Here is a 22040-nt window from a genome sequence, read left to right as displayed (position 1 = left end):
ACAGTAAATAAACACATACCATGTACTTATTCATATAGCAGGTATTTTTTTCGCATAGTCTTGTATTCAGACAATGCCGGTTCCCAGGAATTGCGGATCTCCTCAGCCGACTTACCGGCGATGATCTGTTTTTTGAATGCATAGTCGCCCGCAAGCACATCAATATTACCCATCTGCCGGCTTTGTGTTCTGTCGAAAAACTTATCCCTGAACGGGTAAGCATTGTACAGGTCTATCATCCATTGTATATTGATCCTTTTTGTTTTCCGCAGCTCATTTATATCGTAGTTCCTTAAATCAATGCCATAACAAACCGTATTCATATGCAGCGGGGTTTCGCTCATCCCTGCAATACTGACTGGTGTAAACGAAAAAGGAAATTGTCCTTTCAGGCCGGGACTGCCCAGCACCGTAAAAGGAAAATAGGTGCCGCGTCCCTGGCTGATGATCGTTCCCTCAAATAAACAAACAGACGGGTACAGCATCACGCTTTGTTGTGTATTGAGGTTGGGCGAAGGTTTTACCGGCAATACATATGGCATGTCATGCCTGTAGTTGGCTACGGGAACGATCTTCAGCTTACAGATCATTTTGCCCGGCAGCCAGCCTTCACCATTGATCATTTGTGCAAACTCGCCAATGGTCATGCCGTGGGCGATGGGTATGGGAAACATACCGATGCCCGATTTCAGCCGCATATCCAGCACAGGCCCGTCCACCAGGTAGCCATTGGGGTTAGGTCTGTCTAAAATCAGCAGTTCTTTATTATGCTCCGCACAGGCTTCCATTACATCGCGCAATACATTTATATAGGTATAAAACCGGCATCCTACATCCTGTATATCAAATATCATGATGTCCACGTTTAACAGATCCGATGCATATGGCTTACGTTTTGCGCCATATAAAGAAACTACCTTAATGCCCGTTGCAGGGTCCTGCTCATCACTCACTTCCGCACCATTGCTGGCATTACCCCGGAAACCATGCTCGGGTCCAAATACCTTTACGATATTAATACCGGCGGTAATCAAACTATCCACTAAGTGCCGTTTACCAATAATGGTGGTAGGATTTGCCAGCACTGCAACCCTTTTACCCTTTAAAAATTCAATGTATTTTTCAGTCTGTCCGGCGCCCGTAATAATGCTATCGCCCCCATCAGCAAGTGCAGCGCCCACACTGTATGCTTTACCCATTCCTGTAAAGCTTAATAACAGCAATACATACATCAGTTTCATATATGGAACTTTATTGTTGAACGTTATTATTAAGTTGCTCTTCATCCGGTACAGCGCAAACCTAACACATTGCAGGATATATCAAAAAGGAATTTGGGGCTATGAGCGGCAGTACTGTTTTCAACTGCTGTTCCGGCTGTGCGCTTCAAGTCCGGCACAGTTCCCGTATACAAATCCTCACCGGGCTTTCCGCTTCCATCCGGCAGCCCATGAGCAGCAGTCCGTCAGAAATGAAATGAGAGAAGCAAAACAAATGCCTGCCTTTGTCCTCTCACCTTCTCACAAAGAAGATGCAGCATGTTATGATGAACTAATGCTACCATCATTTATTAATTGAACCCAAACTCTGGTGCTGAGTCAGGGAACCATTTTTTCTACGGCCTTTCTCAACAAGTGTCTGCATAGTATATCAGCTTCCCTGTTGTAGTTGATGGTATCATCCTGTTTTTGATGCGCCCTGATTTTAACAAACGCAATGGATCGTTCTGAAAGGAGTTCAAAGAAAATTTTTACAAGGTCCGCATTTTGCAGGGCATTCCCTTTTTGTGTGGTAAAGTTTTGGAGCACTATTTTTTCTTTGCGTGCCGGCAGGCCTGTTACATATTGACTGTCGGTGTATACCCGGATAGGAGTGCCTGAATCGCAATGAGCCAACGCGTATTGAACGCCTTTAATAACAGCCATTAATTCCATCCGGTTATGTGTAGTATGCTGTACTGTGCCAGACAATACTTCCTTTGCTGTTCCCAAAAATGCAATGGCAACCCAGGTACCAATCCTTTGTTGCGTATGACAACTTCCATCGGTATATATTTCGGCTGATGTTTCGGGCATGGTGTAAAACTAAGGGTTTAGTAATTGGATGATTAAATACTGGCAAGAGTGTAACTATCGCAGTTGATTGGTGCAGAACGAATTGCCCGGGTGTCTCACGAACCCGTTTATAGATTATTTCTGGTGGGAAGCTAAATTTATTTTATGCCAAATGTGGACAAAAGTATTTCTTACTATATATTCCCTGCGATACCTGCCGGAATATTTTTTGGCTTCTGGATTTTTTTAAATCAACTCCATGACATGGTTTTCTCAATTCGGAGTTTACTATACTCACAGGATTCTTTGAGTTAAAGGCAAATAATTCCTGCTCCACTATTTTATTATATATGTCGTTTGGAGAAGCAAATGCTCCGGTGGAAGTCTTGATTTCAGTCAATCTATTGCCAGCTTCTTTCTTACCTGCTTTAAGAGTGAGAATGATGTTTACGATTAGAAGAATCGCAATGACTGAAAGGATTATGTATACCATTGTCACGGTTTTACATTAGCGTTCAAAATATAATTCAGGTAAAATAATTTTTGATTCCTGTTCTGCATCTTCTTTCAACCAGTAAACAATGAAATTCACTTTAGCGTGTTTTAAGTGATACCTAATTGATCCAGGGCCTTGTTGTGTTTTCATCATAGAGGTATTGATCTATAATTTCATTTTCTAAATGTGGAACATTTAACGCCATGTATATATCAGTATTTTAAATAAGGGTAGAAATTTGGGTTTTAGTTCAGGCATCTAAAATTTATAATATGCAATATAACCAAGCCCGAACAATAATTCCCAGGTTATTTATCAGTCATACATTAGTCGGGCACAAACTTCCTTATTTATTCCGGTAATTTTCAACATAAATAAATAATTGTGCGTCATCTCACAAGAAGCAGGTGCTCTTTATACTCATTTGAATTGTTCAAAAGCAGGTAGAAACCCCATTTCAAACAATATATTTCACCTTAAAGCCTGCCTGTCCTTTTAAAGCCTCAAATTCATCATCGCCTGTTACCAGTGTTCCTTTTTTTTGAATAGTTAGTGCTGCAGCGAATGCATCGGCAAAAGAAAGTTTATGGCTGGCTTTAATTTTCGCAGCTTCCAGCGAAAACTCCAAATCAATTTCAATAAAATGAAGTGGAAATTTTTTCATCGCCTCCCAAACAAGGGCCGCCCTTGTAGCGCCATCTTTTCGGTGGCTCATATAAAATACTTCTCCGGCATTCACCGTAGTAATAAACAACTCATGTTTATCTTCTGCTGCATCATTTAATAATTGTTCCACTATATCCGCACCAGATTCATCACGAAAAAATGCAAGCAATGCAAAACTGTCTAACACATAATTCGCCATTCCGCCTTATTTCTTTTTAATAGTCTTATGGATATTCAATTTCCTATCCTCCAGTTTTTTCTCATCTAATTTCATTGCTTTTATTTCTTCTTTCAGTTTTCCTGAAGAAGTTAGTATACCCCTGAAAGCTTTAAAATATTGATCATTGATGGGCCGGATTACCACTCCTCCTTCTGCTTCTTCAAAAATAACTTTCACACCAGCTTCAATACCATATTTTTTTCTCAGCCGCTTTGGTATCAGCAACTGTCCTTTGGATGTTAATACAGAAGTTTCCATAGTTTCAAATTTAGTAGTTAAAAATACAAAAGTATTACCAAATAAAAAAGTATTACTTTTAAAATGTAGTAATACCCCATACGATAGTTGCATAATATGCTGCAAATACATTCTGGAGCAAGCCATCCCGTCAGGAACACCTCAATCGTAATCAGCTAATTTTTAAATAAAAACTAAACCCTACATTTATAATACCAACCCTTCCCCATTTATGACCCTGTAATTAAAGCACAATGAAGTCATCAAATATATCACGCCGGAAATTTTTAGGGAATGCATCCCTTGGCGCAGGCGCCTTCGGACTTCCCGGTTATTTTTCACAGGCTGAAGGTATAAAATCGGGGGACAATGTTCCGCGGCATGTAAATATTGGCACCGTTTCAATCATGGACATCTCTGCCTCCAATCCACCGGATATGATTCAAAAAGTTCTGGGTATTATGGAAAATATGGTTCCGTATAAGCCAGACATTATCTGCCTGCCGGAAATTTTTGCTTATGCCAATATAGCCAATCATCATTACCAGCTTAAAGACGTAGCCGAAAAGGTTCCCGGAGCCGTTGTTACTCCTTTCCTCAATTTTGCGCGTACGCATAACTGTTATGTAATTTGCCCCACCTATTCCCTTCATGGAGAAAACATATATATTTCCGCAGTTCTGATCAGCCGGCAGGGAAAAGTAGCGGGTGAATACCATAAAATGCGGCCTGCCGAAAGCGAACTGAAAATGGGTATAACACCGGGGAAAGCTAACCCGCCAGTTTTTGAAACCGATTTTGGCAAAATCGGGGTACAGATCTGCTTCGATGTTAAATACGAAGAAGGCTGGAATGCTTTAAAAGACAAAGGAGCACAGATCATTTTCTGGCCTTCCGCTTATGCAGGAGGACAGGAAATAAGCAGCAGGGCCTGGCGCCACCAGGTGTATATCGTTACAAGCACACAAAAAGATACCAGTAAGATATGCGACATCACCGGTGAAACGATTGCTCAAACCGGCCGATGGCAGCGAAACTGGATCTGCGCACCTGTAAATCCTGAGAAAGCTTTTATCCCTACATGGCCGGCAGTGAGCCTGTTCCCTGATATTCAAAAAAAGTATGGGCCAAAGCTCCGACTTACTACTTTTAGCGAGGAGGAATGGACCATTATGGAAAGTCTTGATGCGGGGTTGAAGATTGCTGACGTGCTGAAGGAATTTAACCTTAAATCAATGCATGAAACGCTGAAGGAACTTTCTGCAGCGCATAAAAAAGCAGGAGAGAAAACTTAGCGGCGAAACTGAGAATGGAAAAACCTTTTAATTTTAATTGTACATTTATATACACAGTTTTTTCATCTTTCACCACCTAACCGCTAACCATTATGCACCAAAAATTATTGTTGCTGGCCTGCTCAGCCATTATCTGTCAGCATGCATTTTGCTGGGGCTTTTACGCCCATAAAGAAATCAACCATCACGCGGTATTTTTGCTACCGCCCGCCATGATGGTGTTTTACAAGCCCAATATTGATTTCATAACGGAACATGCCGTTGATCCCGACAAGAGAAGGTATATGGTTACTGCAGAAGGGCCCCGGCATTATATTGACCTGAACCGCTATGGTTCATACCCCTTTGACAACTTGCCCCGCGCATGGTACAATGCCGTGGAGAAATACGGAGAAGATAGCCTCATGGCGCATGGCATTGTTCCCTGGTGGATCAATATTATGCTGCAAAGACTTACCAAGGCTTTCAGTGAAAAAAACCATAGCGCTATACTTAAACTTTCTGCCGAAATAGGGCATTATATAGCCGACGCCCATGTACCATTGCACGCCCATAGCAATTACAATGGCCAGCAAACGGGTCAACAGGGTATTCATGGCTTCTGGGAAAGCCGGATCCCCGAACTGCTGGCCAAAACAGCATTCGATTATTTCATCGGCAAGGCGCAATACCTTTCCAATCCCCGGCAATTTATGTGGCAAAGGGTGTTGGAAAGCTCCGCTGCGGCAGATACCGTTTTATATGTTGAAAAAGCGCTGACAGAACAATTTTCACCCGATCTTAAATATGCCTTTGAAGAAAGAAATGGTATCATTATCCGGCAGTATTCTTCTGTGTTTACTATTGCTTATGATCAGGGTTTGCAGGGCATGGTGGAACGCCGGATGCGCCAGTCTATTTTTGCAGTGGCCTCATTCTGGTATACCGCATGGGTTAATGCCGGGCAGCCGCAATTACAGCCACTGGCTAATATCAGCTTATCAGAAACAGATAAATCCACATTTGAAACGTTAGACAGGATTTGGAAAACCAGTGATCCAAAGGGAAGAACTTGCGGGAATTGACGTATATTTGGCGCCCTCAACGAACGCAAAGTCCAATATGAATTGGGTTTATCAATTTTTCAATTGTATGCAATGATACATAACTTTAATGCGGGGCCCAGCATTTTGCCCCGGCAGGTGTTTGAACAGGCCAGCCAGGCTATTCTTGATTTTAACCAAACAGGTCTTTCCATTCTCGAAATCGGGCATCGCACCCCGCTTTTCCAGGCAGTGCTGGATGAAGCCATCGCTTTGGTAAAGGAGTTAATGCAATTAGACAGCGATCACGAAGTTTTGTTTTTACATGGCGGTGCTACCACCCAGTTCTTCCAGGTGCCCATGAACCTGCTGAACGATAACGAAACGGCCGCTTATCTTGATTGTGGCGTTTGGGGTACCAAACCTATAAAAGAGGCCAAACTCTTTGGACATGTAAATGTTGCAGCATCTTCAAAAGACAGGGGTTATACTTATATACCCAGGGATTTTGAAATACCCGCTGACTCAGCTTATTTTCATTACACTACCAATAATACCATAGAAGGAACGCAGATGCATTTTGTTCCGGAAACCACTGTACCATTGGTAGCCGATATGAGCAGTGATGTTTTAAGTCGCGTAATGGATTTTAACCGTTTCAGCCTCATTTATGCGGGCGCCCAAAAAAACATCGGCGCAGCAGGCGTAAACATGGTGGTGGTAAATAAAAACATTCTTGGCAGGGTAACCAGGCAATTGCCCTCCATGATGGATTACCGCAAACATATTGAAAACGGTTCCATGCTCAATACCCCTCCCGTATTTGCCATATATGTTTGTATGCTTACCCTGCGCTGGTTAAAAGAACAGGGTGGTGTAGCTGCTATTGAAAAAATAAACAATCAAAAAGCGGCATTGCTCTACGATACATTAGACAGCATTCCTGTTTTTAAACCCACCGTTGATAAAGCCGACCGCAGTAAAATGAATGTGGTATTTGTAATGGAAAATCCAGAACTGGAAAAAGCCTTCCTTGAGCTTTGCAAAAAAGAAGGAATGGTTGGTGTGAAAGGTCATCGCAGCGTAGGCGGGTTCCGGGTTTCCCTGTACAATGCCCTGCCGCTTGGCAGTGTAAAAACTTTAGTGGAACTAATGCAGCATTTTGCATTGAAGCATGCTTAATCAAAAAATATTCTAACCAATTATTATGGCAACTATCGTTCCGTTTACCGCATTGCGCCCGCAGGCACAATATGCCAAACAGGTAGCATCGCAACCCTATGACGTGCTGAACAGCAAAGAAGCAAAGCGGGAGGCAAGAGGCAATCCCAATTCTTTCCTTCATATTACAAAAGCAGAAATTGATCTCCCGGAAGATACGGATGTACATGCAAAGGAAGTATATGAAAAAGCAAAAGACAACTTAGACGCATTTATTCAGCGTGAAGTGTTGTTCCGTGAAAATAAGCCCTGCTATTATATCTACCAGTTGGTAATGAACGACAAAAGCCAGACCGGGCTCGTTTGCGTGTCTTCTGTTGATGATTATGAAAATGATATTATCAAAAAACATGAGTATACACGTCCGGAAAAAGAGCAGGACCGCATCAGCCATATATCCACTACCGGCGCCCAAACCGGCAATGTGTTTCTGGCCTATAAAAATGTAGCTGAGCTGGATGCGCTGATCGAAAAATGGCAGACAGATAAAAAACCGGTATACGATTTTGTGGCCGATGATGGTATTAGTCATACCATTTGGGTGATCAATGACGACAAAACCATTGCCGCTATTACGCAAGCTTTTTCAGAAAAGGTGGATCACACCTATATCGCCGATGGCCACCACCGGGCTGCAAGTGCTGCCAGGGTTCGGCTTACTGCTGCCGGCGATACAGAAGGCGCAAATTATTTTCTGACCACTTTATTTCCAGCCTCCCAATTGCGGATCCTGGATTATAACCGGGTGGTAAAAGACCTGAACGGATTAAGCAAAGATACCTTTCTGCAACGCATAGCCGAAAGCTTTGATGTTGAACCCAGCGATTCTGCCTTCGCGCCGCAGCAACTCCATAGCTTTGGAATGTATATTAATAAACGCTGGTACAAATTAACCGCAAAGCCCGGCACTTATACCGGAGACCCGATAGGCGTATTGGATGTAACCATTCTGCAGAATAATCTTTTAGATCCGGTGCTGGGCATTAAAGACCAGCGTACCGACAGGCGCATTGATTTTGTAGGTGGTATAAGAGGATTGGCAGAACTGGAAAAGAGAGTAAACAGCGGCGAGATGCAGGTGGCATTCAGCTTATACCCCGTAAGCATTCAGCAATTGTTTGATATCGCCGACAGCGGTATGGTAATGCCTCCCAAAAGCACCTGGTTTGAACCCAAGCTGAGAGACGGATTACTGACGCATTTGATTGACTGAGGGGAGCTGCAGGGTGCCGGTTACAGGTTTCAGGTCTCAGGCCTCAGGTTTCAGGTTTCAGGGAAAGGAGCGGTTGTGGGCAGATGTTTAGCTTTTGTACTACCGGCGAGTTATGCTCTTTAGCTTGTCATCCTGACGAAGCTTGCCTACCGGCAGGAAGAGAAGGATCTGGATTTTGCCGTCCAAGCGGGGTCTTCATAAGGCAGGTTTGAAGCACAGCGTGACCACGGTGCAGTAATTGTAGTTGAGTTTGTCGTTTATGATTTATTGTTTATCGTTGAACCTCCTTCGGACTTCGAGTTTCTTCCTTGGAATTTAATATCAGCCACGGCGGCCAGGTTTGAATTTTACCCGCCCCGGCGGACAGGTTTGTTTTTTGTGATTTGGCTTCTTGGTGCTTCCTTTCGAATTTAGGATTCCCCGCTTTGGATTTAATTTTATCTATCCAACTCCTATTCTTCCCCGTCATTGACTTCGACTCCTTTGGAGTCGCTAAAAACTTTTCTGTTCTTCTTCTAAACCTTATATCCTTTCAGGATAGGAAGAAAGAGCTATCAAACAGTGGTCCGACCCTCCTGCGTCGGGTATACCAAACGCTTTACATATACGGACCTGTACTGACCCTGAAAGGGTCTAAACGTTTATAACTACACGATAAAAAGTATTACGACCCTGAAGGGGTCGAACATATGGCTCGTATAAAAGCATTACGAACTATGGTTTGGCCGTAAATCAATAAACTAATTCTCCGTCTTCCCCGGAAACTTTTCAAACAACGCTTTCAGCTCAGTGGCTTTCTCCGGGAATTCCGTTAATACATTGGTTCGTTCTCCCGGGTCATAAGAAAGATTAAACAATTCCTCCTTAGCTTTTCTTGCTTTACCGGAAATACCATTGGCCGGAGCAGCTTCTATCCGCCGGTATTTCCATCCGTCTTTGCGCACTGCTTCACATACCCCATTATTTACATAATAAATTTCCTTATGACCAGGATGCCGCCCTGCTTTTCCCAGCAATACATCAGATACCGACTGGCCATCAAGTGTTCTTCCTTCCGGAAGCGGGGTATGTGTCCATGCGGCAATGGTAGGCAATACATCTAAGTTGCTTATCATATCTGTAATTGTGCTTCCCGGTTTCGTGTGGCCTTTCCAGTATACAATAAAGGGTTCGCGCACTCCGCCTTCATATGATTCACCCTTTTTTCCGCGGAAAACACCCGCCGTACCTGCATGCCAGGGTCTGGTAGCACCATCGCCCGCCATGCGGTCCGGGAAATCTATCCACGGCCCGTTATCACTGGAAAAAAAGAAAATGGTATTATCCGCTAATCCTTGTTTCTTTACAGCATCCCATACCAGCGCAAGGCTGGCATCGAGCTCTTCAATTACATCTCCAAGCGGACCGCCTTCAGATCTTCCTTTATTATTTTTGGATGAGGCAAAAGCTACCGGCAAATGCGGCATGTTATGAGAAAGATATAGAAAGAACGGCTTTTCTTTTTTTTGCTGCCGTATATACCGGATGGCTTCTTTGGTATAAAGACCGGTAAGAGAAGAGTCCGCAGGCTTCATTACTTCAGGAGTACGGTTGCGAAAGATTTTTAAAGTGGTATCTGTTTTTACATACGGATACCTGTAATCATGACTATACAACAATCCATAGTACGAATCAAAACCCTGTGCTGTGGGGTGGTGGTAGGGTGCATGATCACCGAGGTGCCATTTGCCAATCATAGCCGTATTGTATCCAATGTTTTTCAACAGTTCCGCAATCGTTATTTCCTGGTCGGGCAAACCTAATGTAGAACCCGGGCCTATCGGGTAGGGCAGATTCATGCGGGAGGCATAGCGGCCGGTTAGTAACGAAGCTCTTGAAGGTGTGCACGACGGACTGGATACTGCATAATTGGTAGCCCGTATGCCATCCCTGCTCATTTTATCAAGAAATGGGGTTTTGATTACAGGATTACCATAACAGGAGAGGTCGGCATAGCCCATATCATCTGCCAGCACGAAAATAATATTGGGCTTGTTTTGGGCAGATAACATATTGCTGAAAAGAACAAACATTGCCAGTAAAACGGAGGCATATTTCAGTCGCATTTGTTTATCGTATTATTTAGTATATAAAGTTTTAAAGATACTATAATCAACCGTTGCTTTACTTCAATACTACTGCTCTGCGCTTTCAAATGTTCACAATATTTTTATTATTGCAGGCAGTATCTTTACCATCATGAAAAAACTTACCCTTTTACTGGTATACATCCTCTTTGCAGTAATTGTTTTTGCACAGCAAAATGCCGATACCCTGCAGCAAACGGGCCGCGATTATATGCGTAAAGGAGACTGGGGAAATGCCATTATGGTATTTAACCGTGCGCTGCAGCAAAAACCAAATGATATCAGCCTGCTCAATGATATAGCCTATACTTATTTTTTGCAAAGAGATTTTGCCAAATCACTCGAAACCATAAAGCCTGTGGTAGAAAGTGATGGAGCGGATGTACAAAGCTTCCAGATTGCAGGCACGGTATACCGCGCTATTGAAGAGTTAAAGGAAGGCGCCAAAATATATTTCAAAGGCTTGAAAAAGTTTCCTAACAGTGGTGTATTATACAGTGAATACGGAGAACTGCTCTGGCAGAAAAAAGATTACGCTGCCATCACCCAATGGGAAAAAGGCATTTCAGTTGATCCCAATTATCCCGGCAACTATTATAATGCCAGTCGCTATTATTATTTTACTACCGATAAAGTATGGAGCCTGATTTACGGGGAAATTTTCGTTAACCTCGAAAGCTACACGATCAGAACGGCGGAGATAAAAAATATTTTGTTTGATGGTTATAAAAAACTTTTCGCTGATCCCGATCTCCTGAAAAATTACGACAGCAAAAAGAAAAATGAATTTGAAAAGGCCTTTCTTACTTCAATGAATAGTCAATCATCGTTGGCCACAGCCGGTATTGATCCTGCCAAACTGATTGCCATAAGAACAGGATTTATTAAAAACTGGCTTGAAACCAATGCCGCAAAATTTCCATTTCGTTTGTTCGGTTACCACAAACAGTTGCTGGAAGCCAACATGTATGAAGCGTATAACCAATGGATCTTTGGTTCAGCCATCAATGCAGAGCAGTATCAAACATGGACAAAAAGCAATTCCGAAGCCTATACTACATTTAATGATTTTCAACGCGGAAGGGTTTTTAAATTACCAAAGGGTCAATATTATCAAAATTAACAGGCTTTCTTTATTCTTTATTGTTTTTTACCTAAATTGAACCAAAGCACAAACAACGATTGTTATGATTCAACCCCTGCGATTATTTGACTGCCTCAATTACCAGTTGGAAAAGTTTCCCAAGAAGGATATGCTTGTGGCAAAGGAAAATGGACAGTGGCGCCCTTACAGTACCGAAGAAGTAAAACAAACTTCGCTGAAATTAGCAGCCGGACTACTGACCCTGGGCGTTTCGGGTAATGACATGACCACGGAAAACAGGGATAAGATCGCGATCATTTCGAACAATCGTCCCGAATGGCTGATCACCGACATGGCCGTACAGCAAAGCGGCGCTATACTTGTTCCCATTTATCCTACTACCAATCCGCTCGAAATTGAATTCATCTTTAACGATGCCGCTGTAAAGTATGTATTTGTAAGCAGTGAAGAATTGCTCCAAAAGCTACAGGGTATCCGCGCTAAAATACCCACGGTTAAAGACATTTTCACCTTTAACCCAATTGACGGCGCCAAACACTGGTCGGAAGTATTGGATAAATCTACAGACGCAGGATTAGCCGAAATAGAAGCCATTAAAGGCAAAATTCAGAAAGACGACCTGGCTACCATTATTTATACTTCCGGCACAACGGGCACGCCCAAGGGTGTAATGCTGAGCCATAATAACATTGTTCAAAATGTATTTCTTTCTAAAGAATGTTTTCCTTTCGACGACCAGCCGCAATACAAAGCACTGAGTTTTCTGCCCCTGAATCATATTTTTGAAAAAATGGTAAGCTATATCTATATGTTCAGCGGAATAGGCATTTATTATGCCGAAAGCTTGGAAACCATCGGTGCTAACCTGCAGGAAGTAAAACCCGATGTATTTACCACCGTTCCCCGCCTCCTCGAAAAAGTATATGAACGCATTATGGGTAAAGGCGCGGAGTTAAAAGGCATCAAGCGACAACTTTTTTTCTGGGCCGTAGAAATAGGAAAAAAATATGATAACCTTATTGACGGCGGGTTTCTGTATAACCTTAAATTATCCATCGCTAATAAACTTATTTTCAGCAAATGGCGCGAAGCGCTGGGTGGAAATATTAAATACATTATTACCGGCGGCGCGGCCTGCCAGGAGCGGCTGATCCGCATATTTAACGCGGCTCAAATACCTTTGTATGAAGGCTATGGCCCCACCGAAAATTCACCTGTTATTGCTGTTAACCGGCGTGAGCCGGGAGGAATGAAGTTTGGTACTGTTGGACCACCCATAAAAGGAGTGGAAGTAAAGCTGATGGATGACGGAGAAATTTGCGTAAAGGGCCCATCCATGATGGTGGGTTATTATAAACGCCCCGATCTTACTGCGGAAGCCATTATTGATGGCTGGCTGCATACCGGCGATATCGGCGTATTTGAGGATGATAAATTTTTGCGCATCACCGACCGTAAAAAAGAATTGTTCAAAACCAGCGGTGGCAAATATGTAGCCCCTTCTGCTATTGAAAATAAACTCAAGGAATCCCGTTTTATTGAACAGGTCATAGTATTAGGCGCCGGGCAAAAATTTGTAGGCGCACTCATCGTTCCGTCATTCGCTAATTTAAAAGACTGGTGTGCAAAGAATGGCGTCTCTTTTCAATCCAACGAAACTGTCGTTAAAGACCCGGCGGTAATAGCACATTACAAAGAAATTGTGGAACAGCTCAATCACAACTTCAACCATGTGGAGCAGGTAAAGCGATTTGAGCTGCTGCCGCGTGAATGGAGTGTGGAATCGGGAGAAGTTACGCCCAAGCTCAGCCTGAAACGTAAAGTGATCATGGAAAAATATAAAGATGCCATAGAAAGGATATACGCTAACGGAACGATAATATAAGTTGCAGATCGCTCCCTCAAAGCTTCTTAATATATACTGTTTTAAGAATAGATAAACAAAAATTATGAGCAACACAAATGATAAAACTGCTATTGCAGTAGTAGAAGAAATAATGAACAGGGACAGCTTCAGCAGGTGGCTGGGCATAAAAGTGCTTGAGGCGGGAGAGGGATATAGCAAAATTCAAATGGAAATACGCGATGAAATGCTGAATGGACTGGGAATAGTGCACGGCGGCATTCCTTTTTCACTGGCCGACAGCGCCTTCGCGTTTGCATGTAACAGCCGTAACAATCTTTCTGTAGCATGGGATACTTCCATCACTTTTACCAAAGCTTCAAAACTGTGGGATATATTAACCGCAGAAGCCAAAGAGCTGCACAACGGCAAAAGCACCGGACTATACATTGTTACCATCACCAACCAGCGTAATGAGCAGGTAGCCCTGTTTAAAGGCACCTGCTTCAGAACAGCCAAACCATTGATCTGAGAAGAAATTATTGTACCTGCATTACGCTGTCCTCCCGGCGTATATTTTCCAGTTCATGCATAAAAGCTTTGCCCCAGTTATCAATATCGTAATGCGTTACCTGTTCAAACAAACGCTCCATGCGTAGCTTTTTTTCGTTTTGTTCCAGCGACAAAGCCTGTTCCAGCCCCTGCACCAGGTCCTTAATATCATAAGGATTGGTACGGATAGCATACGACAATTCAACAGAAGCGCCTGCAAATTCAGATATCACCAGTACACCATCAGCGGCAGGCTTAAGTCCCTGCACACCAATATATTCTTTGGCCACCAAATTCAATCCATCCCGCAGCGGTGTGATCCATGCCACATCGGCAATAGCATAATAAGTGATTACCTCCTCAAAAGGCACCGACCTGAAAAAGAAACGGATGGGTACCCAGTCTAACCGTGCATATTTACCGTTAATTTTACCAATAGCCTGCTCCAGTTCAGCTAATATTTTATCATATACTTTCATACCCGAAGCAGGTGGTGTGCAAATATTAATCAATTCCACTTTACCATGTAATTGCGGATTGCGTTCCAGGAAAGATTGAAAAGCATTTATTTTTTCGAGCGGGCCTTTTACATAATCCAGCCGCTCAACAGATAGGATTATTTTTTTACCATCCGTTTGTTTTTGCATTTTCTTTATTTTTTCCTGCGTGGCCGGCTGCTCAAAAATGTGGCGGATATTTTTCATATTAATGCCTACAGGATGTGCGCCCAATCGTATTATTCTGCCACCGGCATCTATCTCTCTTGTCATTTTATCTACGCCCAATGCACAACTATAGGTCAAAAATCTGTCGGCGCAGGATTGCTCGGAACGTACTTTAACCGGTGTATGGCTTTTTACTACGTCCACAAAATTTTCAACATACCGTGGAATATGAAACCCTATATAATCACATTGCAGCATGCTGCCAATGATTTCTCTTCGCCATGGAATGATATTAAAAATATCGGCCGGAGGAAAGGCGGTATGATGGAAGAACCCAATTTTTACATCCGGCCTTAACTGCCTTAATATTCCCGGAACCATCCACAGGTTATATTCATGTATCCATACCGTAGCATTTTTATCGGCCTCTGCCGCCGCCCTTTCTGCAAATAAGCGGTTTACATTTACATACTGCTCCCATTGCTCATGATTGAACCTCACTTTATCGGCGAATGAAAATATTACGGGCCAAAATGCTTCTTTAGAAAATAATTTATAAAAAACTTCAATCTCTTTTTTGGTGAGCGGAATGCTGGAAGCAATAAGATTAGGGTATTTATTTTCATCAATATACCTGTCGGCACGTACTATATTTTTGTTCCGCACTTCTTCCCATGCAATCCACGCGCCTGTACGACCATTGCTGAAGAATCCTAATAAGGATGGAATAATTCCATTGGGGCTCTTTGGCGACACTTTTTCTTCTATTCCGTTTACATCCTTCATTTCGTAAGGAAGCCGGTGATACATTACCAGCAATTGCGTATCGCCTTGCGCATCCTCAGGTATATTGTTAGTTTCCTTATTAACATAACCACTGAACTCGGGGAAATGCTTCATAGATTCCAGTATCCCTCCGGCGCCATGCGATGTTGCCTGCAATACATTCGGCATATCACTGGTGTAATCAATCAGCGCCGGTTCTGCTGCGCCAACAACCACCCCTTTGTACTGTGTATCATATAAAGACCGGTCGTTAAGGGTGTCGCCGGCTACCAGTATATCCTTGGAAGAAAAATGCATTAATTTAACCAACCGCTTTAGTGTAGATCCTTTATTTATATTTTTAGGAAGAATATCCAGGAATCTTCCGGCAGACAGCAATACATCCAGCCCCATTTCATCAGCAATTTTTTTTACTGCATCAATATCCGTGCGCCCATCATAAAAAAAAGAGCAACGACGTTGCTGCGATACGGGCTGCAAGCGAAGTCCTTTTACTTTTCGCATTCTTTTTTGTATAACCAATGTACCCGGCCACTGATTCTCAATTTCTGATTGTATGGGTTGAACAGGCTCCAGGGTTTGCCCGTTTAAAATAGTTGCGCCAACATCGCAAATAATATAGTCCGGGTCGGGGATCACAGGGTTATCCAGCAAGGGCATCACACTTTCAATACCACGCCCCGTAACAAACATTAAGCGTATATCTTCCTGCTCCCGTATCAAACGATATAATTTTAAACGGTCTGCCTGCCGGCCTCCCAAAAATGTTCCGTCAAGATCAGTTGCTAATAACATAAAAGAAATTTATTGCTCTTCGTTTTAGGGAAGAACTGTTAAAAAAATTATATAAAGAACAATCGCTTGTTTTTACAACAAGTGAAATGTTTGTTTTACAAGTGTTTCTAATTATTTCCGCCTGGATAGTAGGCGAAGACTAAGTTTTATCCAAAATATGCCAACACCCTGAAGTATTTAAGGTGGTTTGGAACGGATATGCAGCGCAAAGATAAAAAAATTAAGGCAGGGGTGCAAACCAAATAATAGCCAATTTGACCAGGATAACGACACATGAGCATAAATTGAATGTGTTTTATGCTATTTTACAATGACTTCCTGGCATTTAACCCCTTAGCAATCCTTATATAAATTTGATGAATCTGTTTTGCTATATCTCAATAGTGCCATGCAGGTCATATCTTTGGCCAAAGTGCAGTATGGAAAAATCGAATTTTGTTGATCAGATCAGGATATTTTGTCGTAGCGGGCATGGAGGCGCCGGCAGTAAGCATTTCATGCGCACAAAATACAATCCGCAGGCTGGTCCTGATGGCGGTGATGGCGGACGGGGCGGGCATATTATACTTAAAGGAAATAAAAATTTATGGACCCTTTTGCATTTGCGGTATTTTAAAAATGTGCTGGCAGAAAATGGTGAAGGTGGCAGCGGCAATAACTGTACGGGCAAAACCGGAAAGGATATTACTATAGAAGTGCCACTGGGTACGATAGCCTTTAATGAAGAAACAAAAGAGAAGGAAGCCGAAATAATGGAAGACGGGCAGGAAGTAATATGGATAAAGGGTGGACGCGGAGGACTGGGCAATGCTAATTTTGCCACAGCCACCAACCAGGTACCTGAATATGCCCAGCCAGGTGAACCCGGACAGGAAGCATGGAAGGTTTTAGAATTAAAGGTACTGGCAGATGTAGGCCTGGTAGGTTTTCCTAATGCAGGCAAATCCACTTTATTATCGGCTGTTACTGCGGCCAAACCCAGGATAGCCGATTATGCTTTTACTACCATTAATCCCAACTTAGGCATGGTAGCATACCGCGATAACAAAAGCTTTTGCATTGCCGATCTTCCCGGTATTATTGAAGGCGCTGCAGAAGGCAAAGGCCTGGGTCATCGCTTTCTTCGCCATATTGAACGCAATCCTGTGCTGCTGTTTCTTATTCCTGCCGATAGCAAAGATCACCGTAAAGAATTTGATATACTCGTTAATGAACTGGAACAATACAACCCCGAGCTGCTACACAAGGAATTTATTATTGCCGTAAGTAAAAGCGACATGCTGGATGATGAATTAAAAACAGCTATCAGCAAAGAATTGCCCACTGATATTCCGCATCTTTTTATTTCATCGCTTACGCATAAAGGTTTGGTTGAGCTAAAGGATATCTTATGGCAGACCTTAAATAAAAAACTGATCAATAAATAGCAAATAATAACAAAATGCTGTAATATTACTTCCACAAAAACGATTATCTCCATTTTATTATAATGTACGATTGCCTGCCATTTTTGGCATTTATAGCGAAGCCCCCGGGTTTCGCTTTTTTGTTACATCTGCTGAAGTCAACACAAGCCGGAATAAATTATGCCCTGCAAAAAGGATTGATTTTTCCTGCAGGGATTATAATCCCTATCCCTTAACTTTATAGCACTGTTTATATTTAAGCAACCGGAGCGATTGGGTATTAATTAATACGGTTATCATTTTTAAAAATTCTGTATATGGCTTTACTACCCTGGCGCAAAGGTATAGTTACACGTATCAGGGAAGAAGCTCTCCTAACCCGCAGGTATTGGATTGAAGTGCAGGATACAGATAATTTTGATTTTACTCCCGGGCAATTTGTTACGCTCGACCTTCCTATTCACGAAAAGCCCGCCAGAAGATGGCGCAGTTATTCCATTGCTTCCTGGCCCGATGGCAGCAATGTGTTTGAGCTGGTAATAGTGTTACTGGAGGGCGGCGCAGGCACCACATATATTTTCAATGAAATAAAAGAAGGTTCTGAATTTACGTTACGCGGAGCGCTTGGCGTATTTACCCTGCCGCAGCCTATTGAAAAAGATTTATTTCTGATCTGCACCGGAACAGGTATTGCCCCTTTCCGCAGCATGGTTAATTATATCAATCTGCACAATGTTCCCCACCAGGATATTCATCTCATATTTGGCTGCCGCGAAAAATGCAACCTGCTCTATTACGAAGAGATGGTTGAACTGGAACAAAAAGTGCCTCATTTTCATTATTACCCCACTTTATCACGACAGGAATGGGAAGGAAAAACGGGTTATGTGCATGCCATTTATGAAGAACTCGCCCAAAATATTCCACCTGCACAATTTTTCCTTTGCGGCTGGAAGAATATGATTGACGAGGCCAAACAAAGAATACTTGCCATGGGCTACGACCGCAAAGCCATTCACCAGGAGTTGTATGGGTAACGGCGTATATTTCTGATTTGAAATTTTACATTTGAGATTGGTCCGGGTTGCAAGTTGCAGGTTGCAAGTAACAGATTTCAGGGACAGAAAGATCCATTTCAATATGAGCTCATCATTTAATCCCCTTTCGAATTTCAGATTTTCCAATCTTCGGGCTTTCTTCGGTTCTTCCAAAAATCTTATCTTTCATCCTTCAAATGCCAATACCATTTTATATGATAAGATCGTTCACCCGTAACACAATACTTCTGTTTTTTTTTATTTCAGTATGTACTGCATCATTCTCCCAAACATTACAAAGAGCCCCGCCTGCATCCGTACAGGTTTCTGAAGAAAGGTTAAAAAGGATTGATTTGCTTATCCAGCAGTATATAGACAGCGGCTGGATCAATGGCGCTACGGCACTTATCGCCCGTAATGGAAAAATTGTATACCATAAGGGGTTGGGATACGATGATGTTTCTTCAAAGAAACCTTTACGCAAAGATGCCATTATGCGTATTGCTTCGCAAACCAAGGCCATTACCAGCGTGGCCGTAATGATACTGTATGAGGAAGGGAAATTTTTGCTTGACGATGCAATCAGTAAATACATACCCGAATTTAAAAATCCGGTGGTGCTGAACAGCTTTAATGAATCCGACACCACGTATACCACCTTTCCTGCTAAATCGGAAATAACCATTCGCCAGTTGCTCACCCATACTTCCGGTATTCACTATGCGCAAATAGGCAACAAAGCCTTTAATGCTATTTATGCCAAAGCAGGTATTGTGGCCGGCATTGGCGTAGGCAGGATAAAGCTGGCAGACATTATGAAAAAATTAGGCCCGCTGCCTTTAGCGCATCAACCGGGAGAAAAATTTACGTACGGACTGAACACCGACCTGCTCGGCTACTTAGTGGAAGTTGTATCCGGCATGAGCTTAGATCAATTTTTGAAAAAGAGGATCTTTGATCCATTGGGCATGAAGGATACTTATTTTTACCTGCCTGCAGAGAAACAAAATCGCCTTGCCACGCTGTATACAGAAGATGACAGCAAACACATCAAAAAAGCCCCGGAAACCATGGATATTAACGGAACATTTTATTCCGATTACCCTAAAATGAACGGTACTTATTTTTCAGGCGGGGGCGGATTGTCGTCTACAGCTTACGATTATGCTATTTTTATGCAAATGCTACTGAATAACGGTGTGTATAACGGCAAACGCATATTATCACGCAATACCATTCGTATGATGACCACCAACCAGATCGGGGATCTTACATTAGGCCATGGCGATGCATTTGGATTGGGCTTTGAAATAGTAACTGAAAAAGGCAGCGCATTTTCTCCACGGCCAGAAGGCTCTTATAGCTGGGGCGGTATGTTCAGCTCTTCTTACTGGATAGATCCCAAAGAAAAAATGGTGGCGCAATTCTTTTTGCAGTTGTATCCCAATAGTCATGGCGACATCCACGAAAAGTTTAAAATACTGGCTTACCAGGCGCTTAACGATTGACCTTATTAATTTCCCATAGCATGAAAAAGATCAGCTTTATTATTGTGTTCTGTTATACAGCCTCTCTATTTGCCCAGCAGAAATCCATGGATTTTGAAAAATACGATCCGGTATCCACGCTTAAAGTTCCGGAGCATATTGTTACTAAAGCAAAATTCCCTTTTATTGACGTGCATAACCACCAATGGAACCTGTCGGAACAAACCATTCCAAACCTGCTGTCGGATATGGATAAGCTTAATATGGCAGTAATGGTAAACCTGAGTGGCGGCAATGGCAGTAAGTTGGAAGGGATGACAAAAAGTATCCGCAGCAAGTCGCCAAAACGTTTTATTGTGTTTGCCAATATTGATTTTAGCGGCATAGGAGAAGCGGATTGGACAGCAAAAGCGGTTCATCAATTAGAAGCTGATGTAAAAAACGGCGCTAACGGGTTAAAAATATTTAAAAATCTTGGGTTCTCAGTAACAGACAAAGATGGTAAACGGGTAGCCATAGACGATCCCCGCTTATATGCGATATGGGAAAAATGCGGGGAGCTGAAAATCCCCGTGCTCATTCATACCGCCGACCCCAAGCCCTTTTGGGACCCGGTGGATGAGCACAATGAACGCTGGCTGGAACTGGTTACACACCCCCGCAGAAAAAGGGAAGCCAATGATCCGGAACCATGGGAACAGCTCATTGCCGAACAACACCGCATGTTTAAAAAGCATCCCTCAACTACTTTTATTGCAGCCCACTTCGGCTGGTATCCTAATGATTTGGGCAAATTAGGCAGCCTGTTAAATGAGATGCCGAATATGATGGTTGAATTTGGCGCCATAATCGCCGAACTGGGCAGACAGCCAAGGGCCGCAAAACAATTTTTTGAAAAATACCAGGACAGGATCATGTTTGGTAAGGATAGCTGGGTACCGGAAGAATACACTACTTATTTCAGGGTTTTGGAAACAGAAGATGAATATTTTCCCTACCACAAAAAATATCATGCCTTCTGGCGCATGTACGGGATGGGGCTTCCGGATGCCATTCTCAAAAAAATATATTACAAAAATGCCCTGCGGATCATCCCAAATATTGATAAAACACTATTCCCGGACTAACATTTCCAAATTTCCCGTTATCTTGCACGTCCTTAAAATGTTATGATTGATATGGAATACAGTAAGATCATTTCTGTAACCGGCTTAGGCGGTTTATTTGAATTGTTAAGCTCCAAAGCAGATGGCGCCATTGTACGTTCGCTGGAAGATAAAAGCACAAGGTTTGTATCGTCCCGCGTGCATAATTTTTCGCACTTGGAAAGTATTGAAATATTTACGGTTCGCGATAATGTGAACCTGGCAGATGTATTTCTTGCCATGCAAAAAGATACCACGCCATTGCCCAGCGAAAAAGACAATGCTGCGGTAAAAAAATATTTCGAAGCTGTATATCCCGATATGGATTTTGAAAGGGTATATACCAGTGATATGAAAAAAATGGTGAAATGGCTTGGTATTTTAACGGCGAATAATATTGAGATCAAAGCCCCTCAACCGGAAGAAGAGGAAGAAACCGTTGATTCCGAAGATAAGCAGGAAGCAGAAGCAGTAAAAGATGCTGAAGCTGCCCCACAAAAAGCCGCACCTAAAAAAACGGAAAAGAAAAAGGAAGAAGCAGCGGAAGAAGAAAAAGAAGCGAAATCCGCTCCTAAGAAAAAAGCCGCTCCTAAAAAAGCCGAAGCGTCTGAAGAAGAGCCTGCTCCAAAAAAGAAAGCCGCTCCAAAGAAAAAAACAAAAGAATAATGT

General features: G+C 42.6%; 19 protein-coding genes. 12 read left to right on the top strand and 7 right to left on the bottom strand.

The annotated features are described in order from the left end of the window. Window positions 1-26 precede the first annotated feature (26 nt). The 5 genes from FRX45_RS07860 to FRX45_RS07840 form a co-directional block, all read right to left on the bottom strand. Complete coding sequence (locus FRX45_RS07860) at window positions 27-1241, bottom strand: exo-beta-N-acetylmuramidase NamZ family protein (protein ID WP_152267849.1); 1215 nt, start codon at window positions 1239-1241, stop codon at window positions 27-29. A gap of 357 nt (window positions 1242-1598) precedes the next feature. Continuing rightward, window positions 1599-2075, bottom strand: a complete 477-nt coding sequence (locus tag FRX45_RS07855; RefSeq protein ID WP_152267848.1) for an RNase H family protein — start codon at window positions 2073-2075, stop codon at window positions 1599-1601. A gap of 142 nt (window positions 2076-2217) precedes the next feature. After that, the gene (locus tag FRX45_RS07850; RefSeq protein WP_152267847.1) at window positions 2218-2547 is read right to left on the bottom strand and encodes a hypothetical protein; all 330 of its coding nucleotides are present in this window, start codon (window positions 2545-2547) and stop codon (window positions 2218-2220) included. Window positions 2548-3007: 460 nt separating this feature from the next. Further along, the gene (locus tag FRX45_RS07845; RefSeq protein WP_152267846.1) at window positions 3008-3415 is read right to left on the bottom strand and encodes a type II toxin-antitoxin system VapC family toxin; all 408 of its coding nucleotides are present in this window, start codon (window positions 3413-3415) and stop codon (window positions 3008-3010) included. Between the two features lie 6 nt (window positions 3416-3421). Further along, on the bottom strand, window positions 3422-3694 hold the full coding sequence (locus tag FRX45_RS07840; RefSeq protein WP_193311621.1) for an AbrB/MazE/SpoVT family DNA-binding domain-containing protein: 273 nt from the start codon (window positions 3692-3694) through the stop codon (window positions 3422-3424). Between the two features lie 233 nt (window positions 3695-3927). Here FRX45_RS07840 and FRX45_RS07835 point away from each other — a divergent pair, with 233 nt between their 5' ends. The 4 genes from FRX45_RS07835 to FRX45_RS07820 all read left to right on the top strand — a co-directional run bounded on the left by FRX45_RS07835 (window position 3928) and on the right by FRX45_RS07820 (window position 8424). Next, entirely contained in the window at window positions 3928-4968 is a 1041-nt protein-coding gene (locus tag FRX45_RS07835) for a carbon-nitrogen hydrolase family protein (protein ID WP_152267844.1), read from the top strand. A gap of 92 nt (window positions 4969-5060) precedes the next feature. Beyond that, window positions 5061-6032 (top strand): zinc dependent phospholipase C family protein, encoded by a 972-nt coding sequence (locus FRX45_RS07830; protein ID WP_152267843.1) that lies wholly within the window; start codon window positions 5061-5063, stop codon window positions 6030-6032. 72 nt (window positions 6033-6104) lie between these two features. Further along, complete coding sequence (gene serC / locus FRX45_RS07825; protein WP_152267842.1) at window positions 6105-7172, top strand: 3-phosphoserine/phosphohydroxythreonine transaminase; 1068 nt, start codon at window positions 6105-6107, stop codon at window positions 7170-7172. A 25-nt stretch (window positions 7173-7197) separates the two neighbouring features. Next, complete coding sequence (locus tag FRX45_RS07820) at window positions 7198-8424, top strand: DUF1015 domain-containing protein (RefSeq protein WP_152267841.1); 1227 nt, start codon at window positions 7198-7200, stop codon at window positions 8422-8424. 740 nt (window positions 8425-9164) lie between these two features. Here FRX45_RS07820 and FRX45_RS07815 read toward each other — a convergent pair. Continuing rightward, complete coding sequence (locus FRX45_RS07815; protein ID WP_152267840.1) at window positions 9165-10529, bottom strand: sulfatase family protein; 1365 nt, start codon at window positions 10527-10529, stop codon at window positions 9165-9167. A gap of 133 nt (window positions 10530-10662) precedes the next feature. On the opposite strand from FRX45_RS07815, the gene FRX45_RS07810 reads away from it, so the two are divergent. The 3 genes from FRX45_RS07810 (at window position 10663) to paaI (ending at window position 14030) form a co-directional block, all read left to right on the top strand. Continuing rightward, the gene (locus tag FRX45_RS07810) at window positions 10663-11673 is read left to right on the top strand and encodes a tetratricopeptide repeat protein (protein WP_152267839.1); all 1011 of its coding nucleotides are present in this window, start codon (window positions 10663-10665) and stop codon (window positions 11671-11673) included. A gap of 64 nt (window positions 11674-11737) precedes the next feature. Next, entirely contained in the window at window positions 11738-13540 is a 1803-nt protein-coding gene (locus tag FRX45_RS07805; RefSeq protein WP_152267838.1) for an AMP-dependent synthetase/ligase, read from the top strand. Between the two features lie 64 nt (window positions 13541-13604). Further along, entirely contained in the window at window positions 13605-14030 is a 426-nt protein-coding gene (gene paaI / locus FRX45_RS07800) for a hydroxyphenylacetyl-CoA thioesterase PaaI (RefSeq protein WP_152267837.1), read from the top strand. A 7-nt stretch (window positions 14031-14037) separates the two neighbouring features. Here paaI and ggpS read toward each other — a convergent pair whose 3' ends face one another. Continuing rightward, window positions 14038-16296, bottom strand: coding sequence for a glucosylglycerol-phosphate synthase (ggpS, locus tag FRX45_RS07795; RefSeq protein WP_152267836.1), 2259 nt, complete (start codon window positions 16294-16296; stop codon window positions 14038-14040). 419 nt (window positions 16297-16715) lie between these two features. Here ggpS and obgE point away from each other — a divergent pair, with 419 nt between their 5' ends. From obgE to FRX45_RS07770, 5 genes are all read left to right on the top strand, one after another. Continuing rightward, complete coding sequence (gene obgE / locus FRX45_RS07790; protein WP_152267835.1) at window positions 16716-17723, top strand: GTPase ObgE; 1008 nt, start codon at window positions 16716-16718, stop codon at window positions 17721-17723. Between the two features lie 296 nt (window positions 17724-18019). Then, entirely contained in the window at window positions 18020-18739 is a 720-nt protein-coding gene (locus FRX45_RS07785) for a ferredoxin--NADP reductase (protein WP_152267834.1), read from the top strand. Between the two features lie 353 nt (window positions 18740-19092). After that, window positions 19093-20247, top strand: coding sequence for a serine hydrolase domain-containing protein (locus FRX45_RS07780; protein ID WP_262884197.1), 1155 nt, complete (start codon window positions 19093-19095; stop codon window positions 20245-20247). A gap of 20 nt (window positions 20248-20267) precedes the next feature. Further along, entirely contained in the window at window positions 20268-21353 is a 1086-nt protein-coding gene (locus FRX45_RS07775; RefSeq protein WP_152267832.1) for an amidohydrolase family protein, read from the top strand. A 51-nt stretch (window positions 21354-21404) separates the two neighbouring features. Then, window positions 21405-22037, top strand: a complete 633-nt coding sequence (locus tag FRX45_RS07770) for a DUF5606 family protein (protein ID WP_152267831.1) — start codon at window positions 21405-21407, stop codon at window positions 22035-22037. The last annotated feature ends 3 nt before the right edge of the window (window positions 22038-22040 follow it).

This window comes from Agriterribacter humi (genome assembly GCF_009192765.1).
GTDB classification, from domain to species: Bacteria; Bacteroidota; Bacteroidia; order Chitinophagales; family Chitinophagaceae; genus Agriterribacter; species Agriterribacter humi.
Note: the sequence above shows the minus strand (reverse complement) of the source record. Positions and strands in the feature narration are given on the sequence as shown.